This window comes from Rhizobium sp. CF122 (genome assembly GCF_000282035.1).
In the GTDB taxonomy this organism is placed as follows: Bacteria; Pseudomonadota; Alphaproteobacteria; order Rhizobiales; family Rhizobiaceae; genus Rhizobium.
On the sequence record NZ_AKKA01000034.1, the window covers coordinates 1 to 14,271 of the forward strand.

At 59.4% G+C, this 14,271-nt stretch carries 13 protein-coding genes and 3 tRNA genes; 10 read left to right on the forward strand and 6 right to left on the reverse strand.

The window, feature by feature from the left end; genetic code table 11:
* The first annotated feature begins 289 nt into the window (after positions 1 to 289).
* On the forward strand, positions 290 to 799 hold the full coding sequence (locus tag PMI09_RS08995) for a hypothetical protein (protein ID WP_007791489.1): 510 nt from the start codon (positions 290 to 292) through the stop codon (positions 797 to 799).
* 83 nt (positions 800 to 882) lie between these two features.
* Positions 883 to 1,203 carry a hypothetical protein gene (locus PMI09_RS09000; protein ID WP_007791491.1) on the forward strand — a complete coding sequence of 107 codons (321 nt, stop codon included), beginning with the start codon at positions 883 to 885 and terminating at the stop codon, positions 1,201 to 1,203.
* Between the two features lie 112 nt (positions 1,204 to 1,315).
* Here PMI09_RS09000 and PMI09_RS09005 read toward each other — a convergent pair.
* Positions 1,316 to 1,389: transfer RNA gene (locus PMI09_RS09005), tRNA-Gly, on the reverse strand.
* Positions 1,390 to 1,414: 25 nt separating this feature from the next.
* Positions 1,415 to 1,499: transfer RNA gene (locus PMI09_RS09010), tRNA-Tyr, on the reverse strand.
* 206 nt (positions 1,500 to 1,705) lie between these two features.
* Here PMI09_RS09010 and rlmB point away from each other — a divergent pair.
* From rlmB to PMI09_RS09025, 4 genes are all read left to right on the forward strand, one after another.
* A complete protein-coding gene (gene rlmB / locus PMI09_RS09015) occupies positions 1,706 to 2,596 on the forward strand; it encodes a 23S rRNA (guanosine(2251)-2'-O)-methyltransferase RlmB (RefSeq protein WP_007791493.1) in 891 nt (296 codons plus the stop codon).
* Between the two features lie 382 nt (positions 2,597 to 2,978).
* Positions 2,979 to 3,134: a hypothetical protein gene (locus tag PMI09_RS31690; RefSeq protein WP_193385386.1), complete on the forward strand. Its 156-nt coding sequence runs from the start codon at positions 2,979 to 2,981 to the stop codon at positions 3,132 to 3,134.
* A gap of 333 nt (positions 3,135 to 3,467) precedes the next feature.
* Positions 3,468 to 3,543, forward strand: a tRNA-Thr gene (locus PMI09_RS09020).
* Positions 3,544 to 4,078: 535 nt separating this feature from the next.
* The gene (locus tag PMI09_RS09025) at positions 4,079 to 4,369 is read left to right on the forward strand and encodes a hypothetical protein (RefSeq protein WP_007791497.1); all 291 of its coding nucleotides are present in this window, start codon (positions 4,079 to 4,081) and stop codon (positions 4,367 to 4,369) included.
* Between the two features lie 735 nt (positions 4,370 to 5,104).
* Here the strand turns inward: PMI09_RS09025 and PMI09_RS09040 are convergent.
* From PMI09_RS09040 to PMI09_RS09055, 4 genes are all read right to left on the reverse strand, one after another.
* Positions 5,105 to 5,923: a sulfatase-like hydrolase/transferase gene (locus PMI09_RS09040; RefSeq protein WP_007791500.1), complete on the reverse strand. Its 819-nt coding sequence runs from the start codon at positions 5,921 to 5,923 to the stop codon at positions 5,105 to 5,107.
* The gene (locus tag PMI09_RS09045; protein WP_007791502.1) at positions 5,920 to 6,291 is read right to left on the reverse strand and encodes a response regulator transcription factor; all 372 of its coding nucleotides are present in this window, start codon (positions 6,289 to 6,291) and stop codon (positions 5,920 to 5,922) included. Before PMI09_RS09045 ends, PMI09_RS09040 begins: the two co-directional genes overlap by 4 nt.
* 102 nt (positions 6,292 to 6,393) lie before the next feature.
* On the reverse strand, positions 6,394 to 7,023 hold the full coding sequence (locus tag PMI09_RS09050) for a response regulator transcription factor (RefSeq protein ID WP_007791505.1): 630 nt from the start codon (positions 7,021 to 7,023) through the stop codon (positions 6,394 to 6,396).
* The gene (locus tag PMI09_RS09055; RefSeq protein WP_007791507.1) at positions 7,020 to 8,915 is read right to left on the reverse strand and encodes a sensor histidine kinase; all 1,896 of its coding nucleotides are present in this window, start codon (positions 8,913 to 8,915) and stop codon (positions 7,020 to 7,022) included. The genes PMI09_RS09050 and PMI09_RS09055 overlap by 4 nt, the downstream gene beginning before the upstream one ends.
* Before the next feature lie 236 nt (positions 8,916 to 9,151).
* Here PMI09_RS09055 and PMI09_RS09060 point away from each other — a divergent pair, with 236 nt between their 5' ends.
* From PMI09_RS09060 to PMI09_RS09075, 4 genes are all read left to right on the forward strand, one after another.
* Positions 9,152 to 10,120 (forward strand): HAD family hydrolase, encoded by a 969-nt coding sequence (locus PMI09_RS09060; protein WP_443216175.1) that lies wholly within the window; start codon positions 9,152 to 9,154, stop codon positions 10,118 to 10,120.
* A gap of 97 nt (positions 10,121 to 10,217) precedes the next feature.
* Positions 10,218 to 11,033 (forward strand): hypothetical protein, encoded by an 816-nt coding sequence (locus PMI09_RS09065; protein ID WP_007791511.1) that lies wholly within the window; start codon positions 10,218 to 10,220, stop codon positions 11,031 to 11,033.
* Between the two features lie 67 nt (positions 11,034 to 11,100).
* Entirely contained in the window at positions 11,101 to 13,386 is a 2,286-nt protein-coding gene (locus PMI09_RS09070) for a tetratricopeptide repeat protein (protein ID WP_007791513.1), read from the forward strand.
* An 85-nt stretch (positions 13,387 to 13,471) separates the two neighbouring features.
* A complete protein-coding gene (locus PMI09_RS09075) occupies positions 13,472 to 14,260 on the forward strand; it encodes a hypothetical protein (protein ID WP_007791515.1) in 789 nt (262 codons plus the stop codon).
* The last annotated feature ends 11 nt before the right edge of the window (positions 14,261 to 14,271 follow it).

Sequence of the window (14,271 nt, forward strand, 5' to 3'; positions counted from 1 at the left end):
GCTCAAACTTACTCTTTGCCATTTGAATGCTTCCTGTGAACGAAATGGATGACCCCGGCGAACCGGTTTAGTGCCGCCGTTTAAGGCTTTCGTGGAAATTGCGCAAGACCTAATTGCGGACCGTATTCCCAGCCTGCGGGCGCATATGGGAAGGAGGTGCCGGATCGGCAATATCCACCGCAGATGGCAGCGAAGATATATTCGCGAAGAACGGGCGCGACCGGGACCAAGGATATGATACTATTTCATTTACTGCTCTCACGGGGAAGCACTGTCTGGAGACAACGCAATGGAACCAAAGGAAATTGCAAAGCGATCCGCGGGCAACTTTCTGATCTTTGCCGCTTGCGCATTCATATTGTGGATTCTTGCAGCTTCGATCGACTGGGTCGCGCAGATTGTACGTCTCTCCTCGCCTGAGCGGCTTCCAGCTTTGGCGACCTCGATCGTCAGTTCCTCGACGCTGCAGGCGATCGTCGCGATATGGCTGCTTACGGCGGCCTTCGCGATCGCCTTTCCGAAGATGCTGACGCCGCTTTCGACCACGACAATGCTGATGTTCGACGTCGGATACGGCATTCTCGGCGCGCTTACCGGTTTCGGTATCGCCATCGGTCTCTTCGGCGGCGGCTGGTCGATCCTGCTGCGCGCCATGATCTACAGCGCACTGATTGCGATCGGGTTCATTGCCGTTCGCATCTGGCTTTCAAGGGAAGACCTCAGCGCTTACGGGCAGAGGCGATGGATGATCGCCGGCATCATCGCGCTCGCCTCGCCTTTTGTGCTTCTGTGGGGCTAGCAGCGCAAATCACACGCGCAGGTGCCGCGACAGCACTCTCCATATTCGGAATGAAATCAAGAAGGCGGACAGCCGAGAATAAGATGCTCGTTCTCTACCTATTTATTCCAGGTGCAACCGCAGTCTTTGCGGCGATGGGAATTGCCGCAATTTCCGGTCGCGCGACGGCGCTTCAGATCGCCGTTTATAGAATCGGTCTTATGCTTACCGCAGCGGTGGCTTGCTATGCCTTCGATGGAGCCCGCGTGGTTCTCACAGTATGGCTCTTGTTCTGTCTGCCGGGTGCGGCGTTATTGATATTCAGTAAAAGGGCGCTGGACTCTTCGGCGCTCTATAAAATGACCGCAGCCTTTAAGGCGAGCCGCTTTGTTTGGAGAGGGTTTAGCAGTCGCGCTGGCGGGTGAGTTGTTCGCTGGTCTCGTCAGAGAGACACGCCGATCTAGTTTGACGGCAGCGCTCAGATCGCTAATCGCTCTCTATCACAGCGCCAATGGTTTTTGCAAAACTACTAGAGGTTGGAGCGGGTAGCGGGAATCGAACCCGCGTATTCAGCTTGGAAGGCTGCTGCTCTACCATTGAGCTATACCCGCGGGGTGGTTCCGATCCAATGACGAATGGTGGAGAGAGTTGGATTTGAACCAACGTAGGCTGAGCCAACGGATTTACAGTCCGTCCCCTTTAACCACTCGGGCATCTCTCCAGTCTTTTCGTCCGGATCGCGAGACCAAGCTCGTCAGACTTTCGAAGCGTTGCCGCCCCTCGGTCTGCGCCGCGTATATGACCGGACGATTTCCGCATGTCAACACGATGACGATGGAAAAAATGTGAAAAATTTCATCGACCGTGGAAAGCCGGGCTCTTGAAAGAAATCCTATGCGGAAAGAAGTGCCCTCGCTATAAAGCCGCATGAGCAAAGACAACAAAATCGGTGGCAAGCCCACCAACGACAAGTCCGCCAAGGACACACATTACGCAACCCTGCGCCGTGCGCATCGCGACAGCAAGCGCGAACGCGGCGAGATTCCGACACCTCCGCCGCAGAAGCGCCGGCGCGGCGCCGAGGACTGGAAGCCGCCGACACTCGCACCCGAGCAGGTCTATCTCTACGGCCTCCACACGGTTCGTGCAGCGCTCGACAACAAAGAGCGCAAGAACGTCAAATTGTCGGTGACCCAGAACGCGCTTGCCCGTCTCGAGATCGATGCCGATCAGCTCGGCATTCCGGTCGAGATCGTCGCTCCGCACGATATCGACAAGCTTCTCGGTCCTGACGCGATCCATCAGGGCGTCATGCTGGAAACGCGGCCCCTTCCCGTTCGCCGGCTCGAAGCGCTGAAAGACAGTCCGCTGCTTCTCGTGCTCGACCAAGTGACCGATCCGCACAACGTCGGCGCCATCATGCGTTCCGCCGTGGCCTTCAATGCCGGTGCCGTCATTACCACGCAACGCCACAGCCCGACCGAATCAGGCGTGCTGGCGAAATCAGCCTCCGGCGCGCTGGAACTCATCCCCTATATCCAGATCACGAACCTTGCGGACGCGCTTGGCGAACTGCACAAGCTCGGCTTCTTCACGATCGGCCTTGATTCGGAAGGTCCCGCCCCGCTCGAAGGTACATTCTCAGGTGACAAGGTGGCGCTGGTGCTGGGCTCCGAGGGCAAAGGGCTGCGGCAGAAGACACGCGAAACCGTCAGCGCACTTGCAAGGCTCGAGATGCCGGGCGCCATCAAGTCCTTGAATGTGTCCAACGCGGCGGCGATTGCTCTCTATGCGGCAAGGCTGCATTTGAAAGTATGATGCTATCGGCGGCGGATCGCGGCAACACGCGAATGCCACGATCCGCCTCGTTCTTCGATCGGCGGCGCTCTTTCTTGCCAATTTGCGCGCTGAGCGACGAGGCAAACGCGAACAGCAATCTCGCCCTGTCGCCGGCCGGAGACTGCGCGACAGCCATTGCAAGGCTCGATCCTTGATCTTCCACATTGAGGGCTTCCGGCTCGTACTGATGAGCGCCGACAGAGCATCCCTTTCATCATGGGGAACGACCGCAGCTTCGGGAAAAGCAAGGAGGAAGGCGGCAAACCATTGCTGATGATCAGAAAAAAGCTGACTCGCCTCGGTTTTGACTCTGCCGTTTTCTATAGCTGTCCCGTACGCGAACAGGAGGAACGTACCCCATATGGCCATCCGCTCCCTCATTGTCGGCACTCTCTTCGTCGCTGTATTCGTCGCCATCATTCTCAGCATCGCTTGGATCGACAAGTCGCAGCCAACGCACGAACCCGCTCCGCTGGCGCCCGCCCCTGAACGCCCCATTCCAACACCCACCCAATAGATCGTCGAGTTGTCGTCGGGGGAACCGACGGTCGCCCCCCGAGTTTGCCACGCACGATTTTCAGGGAGAGAACCGTGCGGTGATGATGGGCGTCATTGTTTCATGGTTGCCTCGGTGCTCGCAATCATGTCGCCATCAGGAGCCAGTGAGACAGGCCCTGGAGACGCGTTGCAAGCAAGCGTGCGGCAAACTGCTCAGAATTGGGCTTGCGAAACCGACGCCGTCTATCTCGTTCCGCTTGCCAATCTCCGGCGGTCAGGTGGCACCAATGAAATCAAGATCGCGCCGATTTCTTCTTTACAGGACGGCAGAATCTGGTACTTGGCAGGCATCGCCCTTGTAGCTCAGTTGGTAGAGCACCTGATTTGTAATCAGGGGGTCGCGGGTTCGAACCCTGCCGGGGGCACCATCTCTTGAGGAGACCGGCATCCTATTCCGGATGTCGTGATCTCCTTGGTCGTCTCGAAGACAAAGCCACGGATTTCGTTCCGTGGCTTTTTTCGTTGCGGGCGAGAAGCGATCAATGTCTCGACCGCACTGCCGGGAGAACCGACAAGGAATCCATTTTACGCCGATGGAGACAAAGCCTTTGTAGCTTCACGGCTATGGGTCGTCGCTTCACCAAATCGTGGCTTTCGAACTGCAAAAACGTAGCGATTTCAGGGTTTGCATTTTACGGATTTAGGCCAACCTTCATCTCTTATTGCAGCCGTGGTTGTCCCAATCTCTGAAAGTAAGACAGGATCCGTTCAAAGTGGTAGCGCGTGTCCTCTAAACTGGTAGACTCTACCAACGGAGCCATCGTAGTCGGATGACGGGCTCGCCGAGGGGCCGAAAGCTCTCATCGTTGCCTGACATTTCCGCAGTAAAGGTTCTGGGTTCACTTGCTTGCGTGAGAGTGACCACGCGCGCGGAATCTGACCGATGAACTGGGAGGCCAGAGGATGTTTCAAAAAATAGTAGCGTCGGTCGTGATCGCGATGTTTGTTGCAAGCTGCACAGCCGTTTCGGGCTCCTATCAGTCGGAAGGCTACGCGCCTATTCCCGGCAGCATCACTTACGGCGGCCAGCCTCGAACGAAGATCACGAGGTCGCCGATCGGCTCTTCGTTCCCCCATACGTTCACGGATCAGACAGGGCGCGAGGTCGAGGAGATCTATATCATCCAACCGGATCGAACTCTGCTTATCGCCCAGCGACACTATCGGCCATTTTTGGCCTGGAGCAGGAACTAGGGGGCCGTGCCTCAGAGGCAAGCGCCCCCGAACGTTCACCTCCAACTTCTTCCAGGCCTTTGATCTTGAGAGACCGGGCATCCGGTGAACCCGTTTGACGCGCCTCGTAGCCAGCGAGAAGGCCGCCGTCGACAAAGCGGTCTACCTCGCCCAGCTCCGCTTGGCTTCCTGCTCATTGGGCACGACAGCGGACTTTTTCTTCAAGCAATGCCGTCACGATAAGCTAAATTAGGGAATAGCGCTGGATCCCGGCGCATTCACCAGTCTATATGGATTGGTCAAATCTGCTCCCGGGAGTTGCAGGCTTCTCAAAATACCCCTGCTGTTCCTTCGTAGTCTCACGGCTGATGCGAGGCTTGGTCCACTTGCGTGCAATCGACACGACGATCTGTCTAGCGGTTTCCTCCTCGATATCGAGGGGTCCTGCCGGCGGATCCTCAGGGCCGCCCCTCGGCGGTACCGCCGTGCAGGTCAGCACGTATGCGCCCTTCGGCATTTAGATGCGAACAGGATCGCGTTGCCCGGCTACAAGGTAGTACCCGCTCGAGTGATCCACGGGCCATGCACCGAGTTGGAAAAGCGGCTCCAAAACGCGCCTTTCAGCGACGATACCTTGGATTCGGATCCGCGGTTTCACGTACTTGGACCCGTCTACGATGGCTAACGCGGACGCCATCGATCTCTGAGTTGACCAGCGAAATCGGCCTCTACCCAGAGAAGCGACTCCCTACCTCGTCAGACCCGCTTGCCGATCCAACTCAGAACTTCGTCATGTTTGCCGCAGGTGGATTGGGTGACCGCACGAGGGTCTTCTTGTATTCCGCCACTGCCTTCAATATCGGCCCTAAAACCCAGTCGTACATTGCGCCGATATTGTGCTCCTGTTGCGGGTCGGCCTCGATGTTGAATACCGGGATAACCGTTCATGGGTGCAGCGCTCGCGCCTACGCCTCCCATCAGGATTGCCCCGCCCGCACCGCTGCGGCCCGGCGCTACGTCAGCAAAATAGGCCCGGAACTGCTTCCAGCGAACGGCGACCAGTTCCGAACGCACGAAGGTCAGCAAATGCTGGCGCGCCCCGTTGTCATCTTCGCCGAGCAGGAGTTTGCTCTGGTCGACGCCGTCGATCGGCCGGTTGTCCGGAATTTTGCCGCCCGCAATATGTGCGAGGGTCGGGAAGAAGTCCATGATCGAGAACATTGCGTATGAGGACCGCGGCTTGATCCGTTGCGGCCAGCGGATCATGGCGGCGGTGCGGATTGCGCCTTCGCTCACTTCGCCAATCGCGCCGCGGTAAAGCCCGGAGGCTCCCATGTCTGGCATGTCGGCGCCGAAGCGGCTCGCGCCAGGACCGTCCGGTCCGTTGTCGGAGGCGACAACGACGATGGTATCCTCCTCTGCGCCAAGCTGCTTCAACGCGTCAAGCATCGTGCCGACTAAGGCATCGCCCTCCAACAGGGAGTCGCCAAACTGGCCGATACGGGACGCGCCTTCAATGACTTGTGCGCCTTTTGACCCGCGGTCGTGGAGGTCTTTCCTCGATCCAGAGTTCACGATCCGAGCGCCCTTTCGACCGCGTCGACAAGTACGGCCGCCGCGAACGGCTTTCGCAAATATGCGATGCACCCTGCCTGCTCTGCCTCGGTTTTCAGGCGAGCGTCTTCGAGGGCGGTAATGAAGATCACCGGCAGCTTCAATCCAGCCACTTTCACCCTCCGCTGTAGTTCGATGCCGGACATGCCGCCCAGGTCGATGTCCAGCACGAGGCAGCCGATCGGCGTCTCTGGATCACGGCCGAGAAAGGCTTCCGCCGATGCATACTCCATCGCCAGAAACCCGTAGGCATTGAGGAGCCGCCCGACGCTTCGACGTAGGCTCGCATCATCATCGACGACTGCGACAGTGCGGCGCAGCTTTCCCACCTCATGCCCCCCATTCGTGACAATACGCGAGATACGCAGTTGCCTGTGATTGTAGGTGCGTCGGCGGTTGCTTGATATTGCCCTAAGGGGATGGTCGCCCGATCACTCCCAGAGAGCACTGCGTCCGCGGTCGAGGCCGATGTCGGCGGCGATCGTGACAACCTCCGCCAAAGACTTTGCTCCGAGCTTCTCCATAACCTGATGGCGGTGCACCTTCACCGTCCGCTCCGAAATGCCAAGGGCATAGGCGATCTGCTTGTTGAGCTGGCCACGGATGATCAGCCCGAAGACTTCCGCTTCGCGCGCGCTCAAGCTCGCCATCAATGTCCTCAGCTCCTGCAGACGCTCGTGCTCGGCCCGCCGCCTTTCATATTGAGCCAACGCGCACTCGATCGTTTCCATCAGGACGGCGACCGAGCTCGGCTTCTCCAGGAAGTCCTGCGCGCCCGCCTTCATCGCGTCGACGCCGGCCTTTATGTCTCCTTCGCCGGTGAGGAATACGATTGGCAGTAGCGGCGCCAGCTCGCACAACCGGCGCTGTATCTGCAGGCCAGACTGGCCGGGCATCTGCAGGTCAAGGAGAACGCAGCCCGGCTCGCAGCTTGGAAGGCAGGCGAGAAACTGATCTCCGGATTCATAGGCCTCGACCTTCACGCCGTAGGCGGAGAGCAGCCGTGCAGTCGCCGTTCGGTAGGATTTATCGTCATCGACGATATGGACGACCGGTTTCATGAGCCTCGCTCCTCCCGTCGGGCCAGAGGCAGGACCACCCGGAAGATGGCGCCGCCTTCAGGCCGGTTGTGCGCAGAGATCGTGCCGCCATATGTCTCGACGATGGCGCGCGCTATGGAAAGACCCAACCCTGTCCCTGCCTTCTTGGTCGTATAGAACGGCTCGAAGATGCTGGACAGGCGTTCTTCGGGAATGCCGTTGCCTGTGTCGACCACACAGAGCTCGGCCCTCTCCTTCGCAATTCCTGTTACGAACGTCAGGATTCTTCTGGCGCAATCGGCGTCCATCATGGCGTCCATCGCGTTGGTCGCCAGATTGAGGACGACCTGTTGCACATGAACTTTGTCTGCCCGCACCGGCAGCTCGGTCGTCGGCTGATTCGTATTAAGCGTAATCCCTCTGCGATCAGCCTCGCCGTGCATGATGTGGATCGCGCTCGACGTGACGTCGTTCAGGTCGAATTCCTGCCAATCAATCTCACGTCTCTTCTTGAGCAATCCTCGCATCCGGCCAATGATGTCGCCCGCACGCTGATCGTCCTCCTGTATGTCGAGAAGGATCTGCTGAATCAACTCCAGATCGGGGTTGCCACTTCGAAGGAGCTGTGACGCTGCCTCGGCATTGTTTCGAATTGCCGACAGGGGCTGGTTTAGTTCGTGGGCGATCGATGAAGACAAGGCGCCGGCCGTTGCGGACTGGTTGAGGTGGACAGCTTCGAGCAGGTGAAGGCGAGACATACTCTCTGCATCCTGGCGACGACGTCGCTCGAGCAGCAATGCAGCGATAACGCCGGCCTGGATTAAAACGACGCCGAGCGCCACTGTTACCGCCAGCCAGTGTTCTTCCCACAGGCTCTTCTCTTTGTGCATCTGGACGGTACCCGGAGGAAGGTTCCCCTCCGCAAGCCCCCAACGTCGGAGTTGTCGAGAATCTACGATGTTTATCTGGGGTGCCTGGATATCGGAGACCGGTCGGCCGGCTATGACATCGACGACAAGATTTCCGACGGTCCGGCCCAAAGCGTCAAAGGTGACGGTATTGCCGCCGACGATGCCATGGTCGATGTAGGTCTGATAGGGGCCATAGACAGGCGCACTGGCCGTTGCCGCGATCAGCTTGATCGCCTCGCGCGGAATGAAATTCCGCCCTGCCCGATCCTTAAAGACCGTCAACGCCAAGATAATGCTATCGGACGGGACATGCGATGCACGTTCGACAAATTCCTCGATCGTCAGATCTTCAAGGTACGTCGTTTCGTATGATTTGGAGAACTCGTCAAGATCGGCGCGCGCCGTCGACAGCCATCCCCGGTCGAAGTCCGACGATCCACCGATGATATACAGGTAACGGGCATTGGGCTGCAGTTTGCGGGCCATTTCGGCCGTCTTCAAAATATCGAATGTGGCGAACGCGCCGATCACGTCATCCGGTAGATCGATGTTCTCCGCGGTGGAGCTGCCGAAGCCTGCGGCGACTATCTTCGCACCGGGAGCGATCCTTCCTCGGTTCGTCGATATGAAGCTGGCAGACTCCTTGCCAAGTGCGACGACCACGTCCGGGCGACGAGCGGCATACTTCTCCGCCAGATATCGGCCCATGCGTACGACATGATCGGCTTCCGGAAACCTCGACAGATCAAGAAACTCCGAAAACAGATCGATCTTGCCATCAGTCGCTTCCAGCAGGCGGCTGCGCAATGCTTCTCCGGCAGCGGTCGTTGCCGCGATCCGCTCATCATAGGGATAAAGTATGAGAACCCGCGGCGGCCGATCGAGGAGTGCATGCGACGTTTCCGAGGCAACGGCGTAGCACCCGCAAACAACCGCTGAGACAGCGATCGCCAGAACGGCGGCTCCTTGAAATCTAGCGGAACAACTGCATCCCCAGCCCATCAGACTTCCCCCAGATGCTCGGCGAACATAACAGCTTCACGCTGTGGTGTCATCCGGACAATTGCTACTCCGGATTGTTCCGAGGTCCGCAGATTCCCCAAAGGGCAATATCGGGGGAGAACCGTATTCGGTAGAGTTGGGCGGCGCCGGATAGAGTGCAACTCGGCGGGCGCACTCATCTGGGAGTACATCCTATGCTAGCCAGCCCCGACCTCCGCAAAACGGCACGCGGCGTGATGCTCGTGCTCGCCGCCACACTTTTCCTGGCGGCGTCCGCCTCCGCGCAGAGCGATCCCCTGTCCTCCTGGAACGATACCGCGCCCAAGGCAGCTATCGTCTCCTTCGTCGAGAGGGTAACCAAGCAGGGTTCGCCCGATTTCGTCCCGGAAGCCGAACGGATCGCCGTCTTCGACAATGACGGCACGCTGTGGGTCGAGCATCCGATGTACACGCAGCTTGCCTTCGCCCTGGACCGCGTGATGACGCTCGCTCCGCAGCATCCGGAATGGAAAAATGTACTGCCGTTCAAGGCGGTGCTCGAAGGCGATATGAAAACGCTTGCGGCATCGGGCGAAAAAGGCCTCCTGGAACTCATCATGGTCACCCACGCGGGACTGACGAACGACGATTTCCAGAAGGTCGTCACCGATTGGCTTTCAACGGCACGGGACCCAAAATTCAAGCGGCCCTACACCGAACTCGTCTACCGGCCGATGGTGGAACTGCTTTCCTATTTGCGCGCCAACGGCTTCAAGACCTACATCGTGTCGGGTGGTGGCGTTGAGTTCATGCGGCCATGGACGGAGAAGGTCTACGGCGTCCCGCCGGAGCAGGTCATCGGTTCCTCGATCAAGACCGAGTTCAAGATGCAGGACGACACGCCGACCCTGTACCGTCTGCCGGAAGTCAACTTCGTCGATGACAAGGCGGGCAAGCCGGTCGGAATCAACCAACAGATCGGCCGTCGACCGATTGCAGCGTTCGGCAATTCCGACGGCGATCTCGAAATGCTGCAATGGACGACGATGGCTGGTGCGCCGGCGCGTCTCGGGATGCTTGTTCATCACACCGATGAGGAGCGCGAATACGCGTACGACCGCAACACCGAATTCGGCCGCCTCGACAAGGCGCTCGATGCAGCCGCGGTCACCGGCTGGACCGTCATCGACATGAAGAACGACTGGAAGCAGATCTTCAAGGACTAGGACCGTGCGCTTCTCGGCTAGGCCGCATCGACATCGGACTCCAATTGCGTTCATAGGCGACGGGCATGCCGCCCGTCCCGACTGGGAGGATACCACCATGAAAATCGACCGTTTCGCCACGTTGGTCTTTGCCGGAGGATTCGCACTGACCACCGTTGCCTTTGCGCAGGACGCCTCGAAGAAGCCGCACGTACCGCTCGAAAAGGCCATCGGAGCAGTCACGCCGACGGGTCCGGTGCCGTCGCTGGCGGTCATCAATTCGGCCGGAGCCAAGATCGAAAACGGAAAACTCGTTCTGACCGGCGTCTCCGCCAATTCGATCGTCTTTGCCGACCGGCCGGTGCGGGCCGCCGGGCATGTGGCGACCGAACAATTCATCATGCAATGGGACGACGGCAAGGACAACTTCGCCGTCGATCCTCCGAACGCGACGGTATCGGTGCTGGGCGGCGACGGATCTGACGTCAGCGACGCCGTCGTCACGCTGAAAACTCCGAAACTCGACGGCACGACACTGACATTCGACATCGCTGTTCTGGAGGGAAGTCTAAGCGGTGCGACTGGACCGGCGGCACTCTTCATCGATCACTTCGGTGGAAGTTTCGGCGGTGGCGGCTTTGGTGGCGGCAGCTTCGGCGGCGGCGGTTTCCGTGGCGGAGACTTCGCGGGAGGCGATTTCCGTGGCGGCTTCCGTGGAGACGACGTCCATATCGGCGACACGAACATCAACCGCGTGGGAGGCACCTACTGGCATGCGCCTGTCTACCACGGTGCCTGGTACCGCGGCGCTCCGGTCGCCGCGGGCGTGGTGGCCGGCGCTGCCATTGGAGCGGCGGCAGCCCGCCCCTACTACTACAATTCCTACTACAACAACCAGCAATGCGGCTACTACCCCTTCCCGCCGTGCTATTGATCTCCCATCTGCGTCACGCCGCCAGGGCGGCGTGACGCTTCCAAACCAGCTATCATGGAGCGATCGAGTGGCAGGATCTGTTCGGTCAGAAGCGGAAAAGGGATTGGTCCTCCTCCTGACCCTATTGTTCCTGTCGCTGGCGTTCAGCGGGCAGAGCCTTGCTACCGAGAAAATAGCGACGTCCGCTCCGGATCCCCGGTTGTCGATTCATGAAGGTTTTGTCGACGAAACGACCTGCGCGTCCTGCCACGGTGATGAGGCAGCGGCTTTCGCAAAATCCCACCATGCCAAGGCCATGGCGCTGGCGACCGACAGCACCGTCCGCGGCGATTTCAACAATGCCCGGTTTGAACACGACGGCATTGTCACGACGTTCTCTCGTCGCGAAGGCCGTTTTTTGGTCAAAACGGAAGGGCCGGATGGCAACGAAGGCGAGTTCGAAGTCGAATATACCTTCGCCTATGAACCGCTTCAGCAGTACCTCGCGGATATAGGAGGAGGACGGCTGCAGGCTCTCGACATAGCCTGGGACACGGCCAAGCGCCAGTGGTTCTGGCTCGGCAACGAGACCCCGGCCCAACCCGGTTCGACCTACCACTGGACAGGCCCCTTCTACCGCTGGAATCGCACCTGCATCGACTGTCATTCGACCGATCCGCAAGCGAACTTTCAACCGCCGACGAACGAATACAACTCGACCTATGTCGCCACCAGCATCGGCTGTCAGTCCTGTCACGGTCCAGGTGCCAAGCACGTCGCATGGGCGCAGCCCAGCGACGCCTCGTCAGCCCGCAAGCCAGACCTGGGCTTGCCGAAGGTGGATGCGAATGTCTGTTTCGCCTGCCATGCAAGACGAACAAGGCTGTTGAGCGGTTACGAAGCCGGGAAGCCCTTTCTCGACTACTTTTCCCCGGCACTGCTGCGAGAGGATCTCTATTTCCCTGACGGACAGATACTCGACGAGGTCTTCGAGTACGGCTCGTTTCTACAAAGCAAAATGGCAAGGGCGGGGGTGACATGTCTCGACTGCCATCGGCCGCATGACGCCGGCCTGAAGGCGGCGGGAAACGCGCTCTGCACGCAATGCCACACGGAAACCAGACCGGAGCGCTTCGTCAAGCAGGATCCGAGCGGGCTGTTCGACGATCCGAGTCATACCCACCATCCCGTCGGCTCGGCCGGTGCTCGATGCGCCAACTGCCACATGCCCGAGCGCACATACATGAAGGTCGATCCGAGACGCGACCACTCGTTCGTCATCCCTCGACCGGACCTGTCGGCGACCTCCGGAACGCCGAATGCATGCACGACGTGCCATGCTGGAAAGGACAATGCCTGGGCAGCCGAGAACATGGACAAATGGTATGGAACCGAATGGCGTCAACGCCCCACGATCACCCATACTTTCGCCGGAGCCGCGAACGGCGATCGGACAGCCGTGGAGGCGTTGCGCAAGCTTGTCAAGGATCGGGAACAGGCGGGGATCGTCAGGGGTAGCGCAATCGCTAGAATGAGCCGGATCGGCGGAGTGGATACAACCGCGGACATTCGGGCCGCGTCAACAGATGCAGATCCCCTTGTGAGGCTTGGCGCCGCAGAAGCAGCAAGCAGCCTCCCGCCAGAACACAGGCTAGAGGCGATCGGCGACCTGCTCAGCGATGACACCCGCGCTGTGCGTGTCGCGGCCGTCACCGCTCTCGGCAGCACTCCTGCCGACCTCTTCGGCAACCAGCGAGGCAGCTTCGAGAAAGCGGTCGAAGACCTGCGCGCCTACGTCGATACAAATGCAGACGTTGCGGAAACGCAAAGCAACTATGGTGTCTTCCTGTTCGGCCAACAGCGTATTCCAGAGGCGGAAGCCGCCTTCCAGCGAGCGATTTCTCTCGACCCTACCCTAGAAGGTTCGCGTGTCAATCTCGCGGAGTTTTACCGTGCCATCGGACGGAACGACAAATCCGAGCAAACCTATGCCGAAGCAATTTCAATTTCGCCCGAACGGGCAGATTTGCGCTACGGACATGGTCTCTCCCTGGTTCGCGAAAAGGCGCTGACCGACGCGATCGCAGAACTCGAGGAAGCGGTCCGGCTTGACGCTGGAAACTCCCGCTACCAGACGACGCTAGCAGTCGCCCTCGATTCCGTCGGCAGGACCGAGGACGCCCTGAACCGTCTCGATCGCTGGGCGGCGACGGGAGACGCAGCCATCATCGGCCTCGCGCTGCAATATAGTTTCAAGCTTCAGAGGCTGCCGGAAGCGTTGCAATTTGCCGAACGAATGGCCCAACTGAGACCCCAAGACCAGCAGATCTTGGATCTGCTCAGGCAGTTGCGCCAGGCAGTCAACCAAAAATAGGCGTCCAGCTTGCGGAAATTCACCTCCTGTTGCACAGTCTCGACTCGGGATCAGTGCTGGGTTCAAACGAGATCGGGGGATTCTCATGAAGGCCATTCACTTGCATGCGATTGTATTGCTAGCCTGCGTCACAGCCGCATCGATCGGCAACGCCGCCGACATGACGCCTCTCGCGCCGGAGGCGAAGACGGTCGAGACCCGGAGCGGCTGGGAGTTCACGGTCGCGCCATACTTCTGGGCTGCCGGGATTTCCGGAGACGTACGGCAATTCGGGCTTCCCGAAGTCAACATCGACTCCGATTTCGGCGACATTCTCGACAATCTCGACTTCGCCTTCATGGCGACAGGCGAAGCACGATATGACCGCTACAGCATCGTCGGCGACGTGATCTACGTCAAACTGGGGGCCGATGCGCACACGCCCCGTGGCATCTTTGCCGACAGCGTCGACGTGACGTCCGAGACCTTCGCAGGACTTCTCGGCGTGGGTTACGCCGTCCTCGAAGATCAAAATGGCCACCTTGACGTGTTCGGCGGTATGAAAGTCTGGTCGGTCGAGACGGACATCTCCTTCAACGGCGGACTTCTGGCCGGTGTGGAGCGGGAAGACAGTGCCACGTGGGTGGACGCGGTCGTCGGCCTGCGCGGGAACTACTTCTTCACCCCGGAAATCTATGTCACGGGATGGGGACTGGTGGGCGGCGGTGGTGCCGACGTCGACTGGGACGTGGGCCTCGGCCTCGGTTACAAGTTCAACGACACCATCTCGGCGGTGGCCGGATACCGCGCACTGGGCGTCAACTACGAGAACGACGGGTTTGTCTTCGACGTTGTCCAGCAGGGCCCGATCATCGGGGTTTCGTTCCACTTCTAATGAAGGCGAGA

Coding starts and splice junctions, on each gene's coding strand:
- PMI09_RS09060 (WP_443216175.1), top strand. CDS start 9,152: ATGCTCGTGCTCGCCGCCACACTTTTCCTGGCGGCGTCCGCCTCCGCG.
- PMI09_RS09025 (WP_007791497.1), top strand. CDS start 4,079: ATGTTTCAAAAAATAGTAGCGTCGGTCGTGATCGCGATGTTTGTTGCA.
- PMI09_RS08995 (WP_007791489.1), top strand. CDS start 290: ATGGAACCAAAGGAAATTGCAAAGCGATCCGCGGGCAACTTTCTGATC.
- PMI09_RS09075 (WP_007791515.1), top strand. CDS start 13,472: ATGAAGGCCATTCACTTGCATGCGATTGTATTGCTAGCCTGCGTCACA.
- PMI09_RS09050 (WP_007791505.1), bottom strand. CDS start 7,023: ATGAAACCGGTCGTCCATATCGTCGATGACGATAAATCCTACCGAACG.
- rlmB (WP_007791493.1), top strand. CDS start 1,706: ATGAGCAAAGACAACAAAATCGGTGGCAAGCCCACCAACGACAAGTCC.
- PMI09_RS09065 (WP_007791511.1), top strand. CDS start 10,218: ATGAAAATCGACCGTTTCGCCACGTTGGTCTTTGCCGGAGGATTCGCA.
- PMI09_RS09055 (WP_007791507.1), bottom strand. CDS start 8,915: ATGGGCTGGGGATGCAGTTGTTCCGCTAGATTTCAAGGAGCCGCCGTT.
- PMI09_RS09000 (WP_007791491.1), top strand. CDS start 883: ATGCTCGTTCTCTACCTATTTATTCCAGGTGCAACCGCAGTCTTTGCG.
- PMI09_RS31690 (WP_193385386.1), top strand. CDS start 2,979: ATGGCCATCCGCTCCCTCATTGTCGGCACTCTCTTCGTCGCTGTATTC.